Source organism: uncultured Cetobacterium sp. (assembly GCF_947039425.1).
In the GTDB taxonomy this organism is placed as follows: domain Bacteria; phylum Fusobacteriota; class Fusobacteriia; order Fusobacteriales; family Fusobacteriaceae; genus Cetobacterium_A.
The window spans coordinates 1-13,569 of sequence record NZ_CAMQYW010000026.1; the positions used below are offsets into that span (position 1 = coordinate 1).

The 13,569-nt window shown below is 29.2% G+C and carries 9 protein-coding genes; 5 read left to right on the forward strand and 4 right to left on the reverse strand.

Translation table 11 applies throughout. The features are described 5' to 3' along the window. Positions 1-133 precede the first annotated feature (133 nt). The 4 genes from Q0V09_RS03110 to Q0V09_RS03125 all read right to left on the reverse strand — a co-directional run bounded on the left by Q0V09_RS03110 (position 134) and on the right by Q0V09_RS03125 (position 7,447). Positions 134-2,746, reverse strand: a complete 2,613-nt coding sequence (locus Q0V09_RS03110; RefSeq protein ID WP_297487108.1) for a cation-translocating P-type ATPase — start codon at positions 2,744-2,746, stop codon at positions 134-136. Between the two features lie 207 nt (positions 2,747-2,953). Then, entirely contained in the window at positions 2,954-6,160 is a 3,207-nt protein-coding gene (gene carB, locus Q0V09_RS03115) for a carbamoyl-phosphate synthase large subunit (RefSeq protein ID WP_297404773.1), read from the reverse strand. Between the two features lie 47 nt (positions 6,161-6,207). Beyond that, positions 6,208-7,260 (reverse strand): glutamine-hydrolyzing carbamoyl-phosphate synthase small subunit, encoded by a 1,053-nt coding sequence (gene carA / locus Q0V09_RS03120; protein WP_297404771.1) that lies wholly within the window; start codon positions 7,258-7,260, stop codon positions 6,208-6,210. Between the two features lie 46 nt (positions 7,261-7,306). Next, positions 7,307-7,447, reverse strand: coding sequence for a hypothetical protein (locus Q0V09_RS03125; RefSeq protein ID WP_297404770.1), 141 nt, complete (start codon positions 7,445-7,447; stop codon positions 7,307-7,309). 144 nt (positions 7,448-7,591) lie between these two features. Between Q0V09_RS03125 and Q0V09_RS03130 the strand changes: the two genes are divergently transcribed. The 5 genes from Q0V09_RS03130 to Q0V09_RS03150 all read left to right on the forward strand — a co-directional run bounded on the left by Q0V09_RS03130 (position 7,592) and on the right by Q0V09_RS03150 (position 13,412). Then, complete coding sequence (locus Q0V09_RS03130; RefSeq protein ID WP_297404769.1) at positions 7,592-7,972, forward strand: GrdX family protein; 381 nt, start codon at positions 7,592-7,594, stop codon at positions 7,970-7,972. Between the two features lie 87 nt (positions 7,973-8,059). Then, positions 8,060-9,721 (forward strand): hydroxylamine reductase, encoded by a 1,662-nt coding sequence (gene hcp, locus Q0V09_RS03135; protein WP_297487112.1) that lies wholly within the window; start codon positions 8,060-8,062, stop codon positions 9,719-9,721. Positions 9,722-9,835: 114 nt separating this feature from the next. Then, entirely contained in the window at positions 9,836-10,705 is an 870-nt protein-coding gene (rapZ, locus tag Q0V09_RS03140) for an RNase adapter RapZ (RefSeq protein WP_297404765.1), read from the forward strand. A 2-nt stretch (positions 10,706-10,707) separates the two neighbouring features. Beyond that, positions 10,708-12,471: an excinuclease ABC subunit UvrC gene (gene uvrC / locus Q0V09_RS03145; RefSeq protein WP_297404763.1), complete on the forward strand. Its 1,764-nt coding sequence runs from the start codon at positions 10,708-10,710 to the stop codon at positions 12,469-12,471. 2 nt (positions 12,472-12,473) lie between these two features. Beyond that, positions 12,474-13,412, forward strand: a complete 939-nt coding sequence (locus tag Q0V09_RS03150; RefSeq protein WP_297404761.1) for a hypothetical protein — start codon at positions 12,474-12,476, stop codon at positions 13,410-13,412. Positions 13,413-13,569 lie beyond the last annotated feature (157 nt).

The window sequence follows — 13,569 nt, forward strand, 5'->3', positions numbered from 1 at the left end:
GCACCCGGTTCATACCCGGGCGGTCGAAGGTTCGAATCCTTTTCTAGGCACCATTTGATTATAACACTCTTTAATGAGTGTTTTTTTATTTTTTGTATATTAAAAAAAATCAGCCTAATTAAAGGCTGTTTTTTTATCTTCCATATTTTTTAGCTTTTAAAATTTGAATTATTAACGTTGGAATAAAAGCAAGAATATTAATTTCTATAAAATTAACCATTGATGGTTTAGTTATAGCAAACATCGAATAAAAAGTAGGAACTAAAAGGACTGCATAAAGAAGTATTGCTCCTAATAAGAATGCATATATACTAAACATATTCTTTTTAAATCCTAGTTTGAAAACTGATCCATTTCCTCTACAATTAAATCCATGAAAAAGTCTTGCTAAACACAGTGTTGAAAAAGCCATCGTACTTCCAAGTCCAGCATCACCTTTACTCAATCCCAAATAGAAAGCTATCATTGTAAATACAGCTATTAAGGCTCCTTCCATAGCAATTCTTCCTGTTAACTCCTTATCTAATAGTGGCGCTGTTGCCTCTCTTGGCTTATCATTTAAAACGTCACTATGAGAAGGTTCCATTCCTATTGCTATTGCTGGTAAACTATCTGTTAATAAATTAATAAATAATAAATGAACTGGAGCAAATATAACTGGAAGCCCCATTAATGATGAATAAAATACTGCAAAAATTCCTGCTGTATTTCCTGACAATAAAAATCTTATTGAATTTTTTATATTTGCATACAAATTTCTCCCTGTAACTATTGATTTTACTATTGTTGAAAAATTATCATCTGTTAATATCATTGATGCTGCATCTTTTGATACCTCTGTTCCAGTAATTCCCATAGCAATTCCAACATCCGCTTTTTTTAATGCTGGAGCATCATTTACTCCATCTCCTGTCATAGCACATATTTTTCCTAACTTTTGCCAAGCTGAAACTATTCTTATCTTATGTTCAGGTGATACTCTTGCATATACAGATATTTTAGGAACATGTTTTATTAACTCCTCATCTGTCATAGCTTCTATTTCGACACCATTTAAAGTTTCATCTCCATCTTTATATATTCCAATCTCTTTTGCTATAGCCTTTGCTGTAACCTTATAGTCCCCTGTTATCATAACAGGTTTTATCCCAGCTTTTATACACTCTGCTACCGCTTCTTTTGACTCCTCTCTTGGAGGGTCTATCATACTAATTAAACCAATCAGTGTAAAATCTTTCTCATCCTCTAAAAGGATTTCTCTATCACTATTAATCTCTTTTATTGCAAAGGCTAGTACTCTAAGACCTTTTTCTGCATAATCTCCATTAGCCTTTTTTATTTTCTCCATTGTATGAGAGCTTATATCTTTTATCTCATCATTTTCTAGTAATACTTTTACACTTTTATTTAAAATTACATCAGGAGCTCCCTTAGTAATCATATAGTATTTCCCATATATTTTATGAAGTGTTGACATCATCTTTCTCTCAGAATCAAAAGGTAATTCTTTAAGTCTTTTAACCTCTTTTCTTAATTGACACTCACTTTTTTCCAATCTTTTTCCTAATTTTATAAGAGCAACCTCCGTTGGATCTCCTATTTCCTCTCCATTTGATATAACAGCATCATTACAAAGCATAGAATACTCTAGTATCTGTCTCTCAAGAGAATTTTCACAATTAAAATTATTAATATCTACATTTTTCAGTCCTACAAATAGGTTTTTTACAGTCATTTTATTTTGTGTTAATGTTCCTGTTTTATCTGAACAAATAACTGAAACACACCCTAAAGATTCCACTGAATGAAGTTTTTTAATTATAGCATGTTCCTTTGCCATCTTTTGTGTTCCTATGGCTAAAACTATTGTTACTATTGATCCTAGTGCTTCTGGAATTGCTGCTACAGCTAAAGCCACTGCAAACATTAAAGAGTCAAGTATGTTCATCCCTCTCCAAACACTCATTAAAAATACAACTATGCAGAGTATAATTATACCCAGTGATAATTTTTTACCAAAAACTTCAAGCGATTTTTGTAAAGGTGTCATTCCTTCTTCTGTTGAATCAAGTAAAGAAGCTATTTTCCCAAGTTCTGTTTTCATACCAATTGCTGTTATTAATATTACTCCTCTACCATAAGTTACCAAACTTCCTGAAAAGACCATATTTTTTTGATCTCCTAGAGCTAAATCCTCTTCCGGCATTCTATTTGATACTTTTTCAACACTTTCAGATTCTCCTGTTAAAGAACTTTCATTTACCATTAAAGAGTAAGATTCTATTACTCTAGCATCACTTGGAATAATATCTCCAGCCTCAATATAAACTATATCTCCTGGCAGAAGTTCACTTGAGTCTATCTCTTTTTTCTCTCCATCTCTCATAACTGTAGCTTTTGGAGATGACATTTTTTTTAAACTTTCTAAAGATTTCTCTGCTTTTATCTGTTGAACTGTTCCCAAAATAGCGTTCATTGAAATTACAGCTAATATTACAATTGTACTCTCTTTATTTCCAGAAATAAAAGATATAGCTGCTGCAATGATTAAAATAATTACAAGAAAATCTTTAAATTGCTCTAAAAATATTTTTAAAGGTGTTTGTTTCTCCCCTTCATTTAGCTTGTTTTCTCCATACTGTTCTTTGAGTCTTTCTATCTCAGTAGAGCTCAAGCCATCCCCCGTTGTTTTAAACTCTTCAAATAATACCTCTAATTTCTTAGAATAAATTTTTTCTTTTTTCATTTTTCCTCCTGATTTTTTCAAAAAAAAAGACTTTTAGCGTAGATTTACTACGCTAAAAGTCTTGTTACCTTTTTATAGGTGTATAGTACCAGATTTTTTCAAATCGTGATGTTGACACTATACTTACAACTACTCCCTCTCAGCTAAACTGATTGAGCTATTCTTTTTTACTAGAATATATCTTTTTGAAACTTTTGTCAAGATATTTTATATTTGACCAATATCAAATATATCTAAATCCATCTTATCAACATTTAATTCTTGTACTCTTATTACTGCATTTAGTGTGTCTATTGAAGTTAGTACTTCTACTCCATACTCTATTGCTGTTCTTCTTATTTTAAATCCATCTCTTTGAGCATCATTTGCTTTTGTAGGTGTATTTATTAGAAGATCTACATCTCTATTTTTTAATAAGTCTAAGATATTTGGTGATTCTTCATTTATCTTTCTTACCACTGTAGCTTCAATTCCATTTTCATTTAAATATTTTGCTGTTCCTGCTGTTGCAAACAGTTCACAATCTAAATTCTTAAGTGATTTTACTACAGGTAAAAACTCATCTTTATCCTTATCTCTTATTGTCAGAAGAATCTTTTTATTTCTTACACTTTGAACTCTTCCTCCACCTAACAATCCTTTGAATATTGCCTCATCAGCTGTATTCCCTACTCCTAAAACCTCTCCAGTTGATTTCATTTCTGGTCCCAATGAAACCTCTACTCCAGATAACTTCTCTGTTGAGAATACTGGCACTTTTACAGCTACAACTGATGGTTTTTTATAAATTCCTGTTCCAAATCCTAAATCCTTTAATTTCTCCCCCATTATTACCTTTGTAGCTATATCTATAACTGGCACACCAGATATTTTAGCTATGTAAGGTACAGTTCTTGAAGATCTTGGATTTACTTCAATTACATACAGCTCATTTTCATAAGCTATAAACTGAATATTCATCATTCCTTTTATATTTAACTCTTTTGCTAATTTAGCTGTAATCTCTTTTATTTTTTCTTCTGTACCTTCATATAAGTTTTGTGGAGGATATATTGTTATTGAGTCTCCTGAGTGAATTCCTGCTCTTTCTAAGTGCTCCATTACTCCTGGTATTAAAATCTCCTCGCCATCACAGATAGCATCAACTTCAACTTCAATTCCATTTAAATACTTATCTATTAAAACTGGATTTTCTGGATCTCTTATAAATGAAGCCTCTAAGTATTTTACAAGATTGTATTCATCATGACAAATTTCCATTCCCTGTCCACCTAAAACATATGATGGTCTTACTAAAACTGGATATTTTACTTCCTCTGCTATTTTCTTACCAGATTCGATCTCCCAAACTGCTTTACCTTTAGGTCTCTTAATATCTAATTTTTCCATAACAGCTTCAAATTTTTCTCTATCCTCAGCAGCATCTACCATTTCTGCAGAAGTTCCTAATATTTTAATTCCTCTATCTCTTAAATCATTTGCAAGTTTTATTGCTGTTTGTCCACCAAATTGAATTATTACTCCTTCTGGATTCTCCTTATCAATAATACTCATAACATCCTCTGTTACTAAAGGTTCAAAGTAAAGTCTATCTGCTGTTGAAAAATCTGTTGATACTGTTTCTGGGTTATTATTTATAATAATACTTTCAATTCCCATTTTTCTTAAAGTTTTTATTGAATGAACTGTACAGTAGTCAAACTCTATTCCTTGACCTATTCTTATTGGTCCAGAACCAATAACTATTACTTTTTTCTTATCAGTTGTTGCAACTTCATCAAACTGATCATATGTTGAGTAGAAGTAAGTTGAATCTGCAGCAAACTCTCCTGCACAAGTATCTACCATTTTATATACTGGATTTACATTATACTCTTTTCTCTTTCCTCTAATATCCTCTTCGCTTAAGTTCATAAGATCTGCTATTCCCTTATCTGCAAATCCTTTTTTCTTCATATTTCTTAAGAACTTTTCATCTAAATCTTTAAGTTCCATTTTCTTCATTATCTCTTCTTGTCTAACTATCCATTCTAGTTTTTCCATAAAGAACTTATCTATTCCAGTTAGCTTTTGTAACTTCTCTTTTACATATCCTCTTCTAAGCATTTCAGCTACTATGAATATTCTTTCATCATCTGGCTTTACAACAACCTCTTTTAACTCTTCCATGGTCATATTCTCAACTGCTGGATGCTCAAGGTTATATCTTCCAATTTCAAGGGATCTTAGTCCTTTTAAGAAGGCTGCTTCAAAATTATTTCCTATTGCCATAATCTCACCAGTTGCCATCATTTTTGTTCCAAGTCTTTTGTTAGCTTTTTTAAACTTATCAAATGGCCACTTAGGTATCTTTACTACTATATAGTCAAGAGCTGGTTCAAAACATGCAAATGTTTTTCCAGTTACTTCATTTATAACTTCATCTAATGTATAACCAAGTGATAATCTAGTTGCAACTCTTGCAATTGGATAACCTGTTGCCTTTGAAGCTAGTGCAGATGATCTTGATACTCTTGGATTAATCTCTATTATTGCATATTCAAAAGATTTTGGATGAAGAGCAAACTGAACGTTACATCCTCCAACTACTCCAATTTCATTTATTATTCTTAATGCTGAAGTTCTAAGCATTTGATACTCTTTATCAGATAAAGTTTGTGATGGAGCCACTACTATTGAATCTCCTGTATGAATTCCAACTGGATCAATATTTTCCATATTACAAACTGTTATACAGTTTCCATCTTTATCTCTTATTACTTCATACTCAACCTCTTTCCAACCTAAGATTGATTTTTCAATTAAAACTTGTCCAACTCTTGAAAGCTTTAATCCTTTTAACAGTATATCCTCTAGTTCTTGAGGATTATCTGCTATTCCCCCTCCAGTTCCTCCAAGTGTATAAGCAGGTCTTACTACTACTGGATAACCAATCTCTCTTGCTACTCTGAATCCATCCTCTTGAGTTTCTACAATTTTACTCTCTATTGTAGGCTCTCCGATTTTATCCATGGCTTCTCTAAATAATTTTCTATCCTCTCCTCTTTTTATAGAGTCAATAGATGTTCCTATTACTTTTACATTATATTTTTCTAAAATTCCTTTATCATTTAATTCAATTGCCATATTTAAAGCTGTTTGTCCACCCATTCCTGCAAGAATAGAATCTGGTCTTTCCTTTGCTATAACCTTTTCAACAAACTCTGCTGTAATTGGTTCTATATATATTTTATCTGCTACAGATTTATCTGTCATTATTGTAGCAGGATTTGAATTTATTAGTACAACTTCTATTCCCTCTTTTTTAAGTGTTTCACAAGCTTGTGTTCCTGAATAGTCAAACTCTGCTGCTTGTCCTATTATAATTGGTCCTGATCCTATTACTAGTGTTTTCTTTATCGATTTATCTAACATTTAACTCCTCCTAAAATTCCCTAACTCTTTTAAAATTTACCAAACAATTAACCTTCTATTACTTGTAAAAAGTCATCAAATAAATACTCAGAATCTTCTGGTCCTGGCCAAGCTTCTGGATGGTATTGCACACATAATATTCTATATTTTTCACTTCTCATTCCCTCAATTGAATTATCATTTAAGTTAACGTGTGTTACTTTCATTGATTCTGGCATTTTGTCTACAACATATCCATGATTTTGAGATGTTATAAATATCTTATTTTTCTCTAAATCTTTAACTGGATGGTTACATCCTCTATGTCCATATTTTAACTTAGTTGTTGTTCCCCCTAAAGCCCACGCTAGAAGTTGATGCCCTAAACAAATTCCAACAATTGGTAATTTCCCAACTAATTTTTTTATTTCATCTATTACTCCTGTAAGTTCTGCAGGATCTCCTGGTCCGTTTGATAAGAATACTCCATCTAAGTTATGAGCTAATAACTCTTCTGCAGTTACATTCCAAGGAAAAACTATTTGATGAACTCCTCTTTTCTTAAAACATCTTAATATATTTTTCTTTACTCCAAAATCTATAACTCCAATTCTTTTTCCATCTCCTGGAATTTCATATATCTCTTTTGTACTTACAATTTCCACTGCATCTTTATTATCAAATTTAGCAAAATGTTCTTTTATCTCTTTTTGAGTTAACTCTTTTGAAGTTATTAAAGCCTTCATAGCTCCCTCTTCTCTTATTATCTTTGTTAAGTGTCTTGTATCTACCCCTTTAAATCCTACAACCTTATTTTGTCTTAAGAATCCGTCTAAAGTCATTTCACATCTAAAATTATTAGGAAGTTTTGCATCCTCTTTTATTATAAATCCTTTTAAATGTATTTTTTTAGATTCCATATCCTCTAAGTTAATTCCATAATTTCCAACCATTGGATATGTCATAACTACTATTTGTCCATAATATGATGGATCTGTTAAAAGCTCTTGATATCCAGTCATTCCTGTATTAAATACAAGTTCTCCTACACCTTCCCCTAACTCTCCAAATATTTTCCCCTCAAAACTCATCCCATTCTCTAGAATTAATTTTCCTTTCACTTAGAACCTCCTAAAATTTTGCATAAAAAAAGGGAATATAACAATGTCATACTCCCTTTTTTATATAAATATTAAAATTAAATAATAAATTAATATAAATAAATATATCTATAAAAGATGAAATAACTGAATTGAAAAGTGAACTATTTTTTTTCTTTTTTCTAACTTTTGTTACACTTTTAATCATTTACTTTCACCCTCCTCTATTTTTGCTCTGAGATGGATTATATACTATTTTTTAGTTGTTGTCAAATTTTATTTTTTTTGCTATTGCTATATTTACATTTTAGTTGTAATATAAGTATTGATTTTTTTAAGATGGAGGGGTTTTATGGAGTATACAATTATTACAAATAATAATAAAGTTTTTAATTTTTATCAAGAAACAGATCAAGTTATATTTTTAGAGTTTAGTTCTTTTAAAGAGATTTTACATTTTATAAAAAATAGATGTGATGAAGGTTATAGGCTTTTAAGTGACCCTATTCTATATAATCTAGAAAACAAAGATAATCCTTTTAAAACAATTTTAATTAGTAGAAGTATATTATCTGATAATTCTCATTCAATAAACTTAATTAATGGTGTTTTAGACATTGCTAAGAATATTGAATTTACTCCAGTTAACAAGTTAAAAGAAGTTGAGCTTGAAGAATTTAGATTTATTGATTTAAATTTAATTAGAGATAGTATTGATAAAATAGTTTTTTAATTTTTTCAAACCGTAACCTATGTTACGGTTTTTTTATTATATTAAGTGTATACTATTTCCATAGAATAAATTTAACGGAGGTATTATATGTTTTGCTATCAATGTCAAGAAACTGCTAAAGGTACAGGGTGCAATATTATGGGAGTTTGTGGAAAAAATCCAAAGGTATCTAACTTTCAAGATTTACTTATTTGGACAACAAAATTAATATCAAGTTATAACTCTCAACTAAAAGAAAATAAAATTACATATAACTTAGAATCAAAAGCAAATAGATTTATTATAAACTCTTTATTTATTACAATTACAAATGCTAACTTTGATGACGAAGCCATTGTTAATGAGATAAAAAAAGGATTCATCTTAAGAGATGAATTAAAAAAAGAACTAATCAAAAATAGCATTTCTCTTAATAACTCTTATGAGAATTTAGAGCTGGCAACATATGAGTTTTCAACTATTGAAGATTTAGAAAAAGTTAGTAAAAATATTGGAGTTTTAAGAACTGAAAATGAGGATATTAGATCTTTAAGAGAACTACTTACTTATGGACTAAAAGGTATGGCTGCTTATGTTGAACATGCTCAAAACTTAGGTAAAGAAGATCCTACTATTTTTACTTTTATAGAAAACGCTCTACTTGCTACAGTAGATGAATCTTTAGGTATTAACGAGCTTATCCCTCTTGTTTTACAATGTGGTGAATTTGGAGTTAAAGCTATGGCTTTACTTGATAATGCCAATACATCTAAATATGGAAATCCAGAAATTACAGAAGTTAATATTGGTGTTGGAAATAGACCTGGAATCCTAATTAGTGGTCATGATTTAAAGGATTTAGAAGATCTTTTAGAGCAATCTGCTAATTCTGGTGTTGATATTTATACTCACTCTGAAATGCTTCCTGGTCACTATTATCCAAAATTTAAAGAGTATCCTCATTTCTTTGGAAATTATGGAAATGCTTGGTGGAAACAAAAAGAGGAGTTTGAATCATTTAATGGTCCCATTGTTTTCACAACAAACTGTATAGTTCCTCCAAGTGGAAAAAATACATATAGTAATAGAGTCTTTACAACTAACGCCACTGGTTTCCCTGGTTGGACTAGAATTGAAAGAGATGAAAATGGTAAAAAAGATTTTTCTCAAGTTATAGAGATGGCTAAAAAATGTACTCCTCCAACTGAAATTGAAAGTGGAAAAATAATTGGTGGATTTGCTCACAATCAAGTACTTGCTCTTGCTGATAAAGTTATTGATGCTGTTAAATCTGGAGCTATTAAAAACTTCGTGGTTATGGCTGGATGTGACGGTAGATCAACTTCTAGAAACTACTATACTGACTTTGCCAAAGCCCTTCCTATGGATTCAGTTATATTAACAGCTGGATGTGCTAAATATAAATATAATAAACTTAATCTAGGAGATATTGGTGGAATCCCTAGAGTTTTAGATGCTGGACAATGTAATGATTCTTACTCTCTTGTTGTTATCGCTTTAGCTTTAAAAGATGCCTTTGGTCTTGATGATATTAACGATTTACCAATAACATATAATATCGCTTGGTATGAGCAAAAAGCTGTCATTGTTTTACTTGCACTTCTTTATTTAGGAGTAAAAAATATTCACTTAGGACCAACTTTACCTGGATTTTTATCAGAAAATGTTGTAAAAGTTTTAGTTGAAAATTTTGGTATTAGTGGTATTGATACTGTTGAAAATGACATGAAAAAATTTGGAATAAAATAATTTAGTTTTCTCATAAATGAGTTACAGTTAATTCTGTAGCTCATTTTTATATTTTTATATAATTTTGTTTTTTATTATTGTATAATAGATGAAAAGAAAACTTAAGGAGGGACTATGGAACTTATTATTTTAACAGGTTTAAGTGGTTCTGGAAAATCCACTGCTCTTAAAACTTTAGAAGATTTAGATTTCTTTACAATGGATAATATTCCTTTTCGTTTTGCAGGTTCTATTTTAGCAGACTTAAAAAAATCTAATTCTAATAAAAAAATAAATAGAATTGCTCTTGGATTAGATATTAGAACAATTATTAATAATGATGATTTTAAAACTTTCTTCTCACAAGTAGAAGCTCTTAGTATTAAATATAAAATCATCTTTTTAGAATCATCTATCCAGTGTATTTTAAATAGATTTAATCTAACTCGTAGAAAACACCCTTTAGCAAAGGATACTCTACTCCAAAGTATAGAGTCTGAAATGACACTTATGGATTCTATTAAAAATAATGCTCATATGATAATAGACACCACTTTTTTAAGTGCTAAAGAACTTTCTCGAAAAATTGAGGAAGAGGCTAACAATTTTTCTCATACTAACCTTATTAATATTCACATTCAATCTTTCGGTTTTAAACATGGAGTTCCAATTGATTCAGATTTAGTTTTTGATGTTAGAACTGTCCCAAACCCTTATTATCTTCCACAACTTAGAGAGAAAACAGGTCTAGAAGCTGAAGTTTATAATTATGTTATGGGATTTTCTCAATCTATTGAACTGTATAACAAAATAAAAGATCTTATTTTCTTTATGATCCCAGGATATATTGCAGATGAAAAAAGACATGTTACAATTGGAATTGGTTGTAGTGGTGGAAAACACCGTTCAGTTTCTTTCACAAGAAAACTTGCAGCTGATCTAAAAGAGTTTAAAGATTTAAACGTTAGAGTAACTCATAGAGAGTTTGAAAGAGGAAACTGGTAAATATGATCACTCTATTTAACAAAGATATTCCAACTAATCCTGGGGTATATCTTATGAAAAAAAATAATAAAGTTATTTATGTTGGGAAAGCTAAAAATTTAGCAAATCGAGTTTCCTCATATTTTACAAAAGAGCATGAGGATGAAAAAACTAAAGAGTTAGTTAAAAATATTGATGACCTTGATTTTATTATTTGTAATAGTGAAACTGACGCTTTGATTTTAGAGAATAATTTAATAAAAAAATACTCTCCAAAATACAATATTAATCTAAAAGATGAAAAAACATATCCGTATATTTTAGTTACAAAAGAGGATTTTCCAAAGATCTCTATAATAAGAACAACGAAAAAACTAAATTTATCCCTTGGATATTATTTTGGACCATTTCCTCAGGGAGCTTGGAATTTAAAAAAAATACTAACTAAAATTTACAAATTTCGAGATTGTAATAGAGATATGAGCAAAACTTACTCTCGTCCTTGCTTAAAATATCATATGGAACTTTGTAAAGGACCCTGTATTAATAAATCTTTATCTTATGAAAAGGAGTTAAATGATACTCTTGAAATTTTAAAAGGAAATACAAAAGAGATTATAACTTCACTCAATAAACAGATGATTGAATCTGCAGAAAATATGGAGTTTGAAAAAGCTATTATTTTAAGAGAACAAAAACAAGAGATTGAAAATAATATTCATGGACAAATCTCTGAATACGGAAAAGATATTGATGAGGATATTTTCACATTTTCACATACAAAAAATAAAGTATTTATTTGTGTATTAAATGTTCGAGCTGGAAAAATATTAGGTAAGACTTTTCTATTTATTGATTTAAAAGACATTATTTATTCAGATATTTTCCAAGAAACTATTTTAAGATATTACTCTAAATTCCCACTACCTAAAAATATAATTCTTCAAAATGAGTTTCAATCTTATCATGAAAATTTAATCACTTTATTTGAACAAGTTTTTAATAAAAAAATTAACCTATTTTTTCCTAAAATAAAATCTAGAAGATTAGAACTTTTAGAAATGGGATTAAACAATTTAGAAAAAGATATCGAAAACTTTTACAACAAACAAAACATTGTAGAACAAGGCTTAAAAGATCTTTACTATAATTTAGAATTAAATCGTTTTCCACTAAAAATTGAGTGTTTTGATATTTCAAATATTCAAGGAAAAGATGCTGTTGCATCTATGAGTGTTTCAGTAGAAGGTAGAAAATCTACAAAAGATTACAGAAAATTTAAAATTCAATGTAAAGATACTCCTGATGATTTTCAAATGATGAGAGAAGTTATAGAAAGAAGATATGGTAAATTAGATACTATTGATTTTCCTGATGCCATTTTAATTGATGGTGGACTTGGACAAATTAATGCTGTAGGACAAATTTTAGAAAATCTTGGGAAAGATAATATTGCTGATCTTATAAGTATAGCTAAAAGAGAGGAAGAGATTTTTAAATATGGAAATCCTCTTCCATATGTTTTCTCTAAAAGTGATGAGGCTCTTAAAATTTTACAAAGAGTAAGAGATGAAGCACACCGTTTTGGAATTACATACCACAGAAAACTTAGAAGCAAAAGAGTTATATCTAGTGAACTTGATAAGATTCCTGGAATAGGCACAAAAAGAAGAGAACTACTTCTAAAAACTTTTGGTTCTGTTGCAAGAATTAAAAATACATCAGAGGAAGAGCTAAGTAAAACTATTCCTAACTGGTTAGCTAAGAAAATTAAGGAGATGATATAAATATGAAAAAAATAGCATTACTTATATCTTTACTATCTCTTATGGGATGTGGAGAATATTCTCCTCGTAAAGATTTGGGATCAAACATTACTTTTAAAAGTGCAATGGCACAAGGGAAATATAATTTCAATCTAATATCATTTAAGTATCCAAATACTTATAGTAATAAAATACAGTTTTTTAAAGAACTTAATTCTCAGCTAAATTCAATGAACTCTGCTGATCTTAGTATGATTAATCTTTTAATCCCTAAAAATATGGAGTTTGACTTAAATAATCTTTTAGATAATGGTTGGATTGATCAAGAAGCTCTTGCAATGAAAAATGCCAGTGATTTAACTGAAAATGAATTAACTAAATTGTCCTCTTTTAAAATTTCTACTCCTAATAATGGTGGAGATATTCAAAAGGTTTTAAATGAACAGTATTTTTTACTTTTAAAAATTAATAATAATGAAAAATTATATAATAAAAATTATTCATATACAGAACTAGACAAATTAAATCTTATGGAAAATACTCTACTTACCAGAACATCTTTAATTAAAAATTTAAAAGCAATAAAAAGTAACTTTGTTTATACTTATATTTCTACAAATAAGGATACTGCAACAAATAATGCAATTTTTACTAACAATCTAAATAATTCTAATTCTTTTGATTCAGTTATTTTTACTCCATCAAAAATTTTCTCAGGATTTAAAGTTAATAAAAATAGTTTAATTATTTTTGTTGGAAATGGAAAAGAAAATTTAGATAATACAAATTATGAATTTTCATCTAAAATAATTAATATTAGTTCTCCTTTAGAATTAAAAAACACTATACAAAATTTTAATTCTAGTCCTGTTTCTAATATTTTACTTTGGAATAGAAAAAATTTAGAAACACAAACTACAAATACATCTTTAGAAGAAAGATTTAAAAACTGGGAGGATTAGATAATTGATTACATATATTCTTATATTGTCTTTAACTATTGTTTTTTTTCTATTTTATAAAAAACAAGAAAAGAAAAAAATTGAAGAAATAGGAGAGATTTTAAAAAGCTTTATTGAAAAAAAATTCATGACTGAAAATGAAGTTAATGAAGATTAC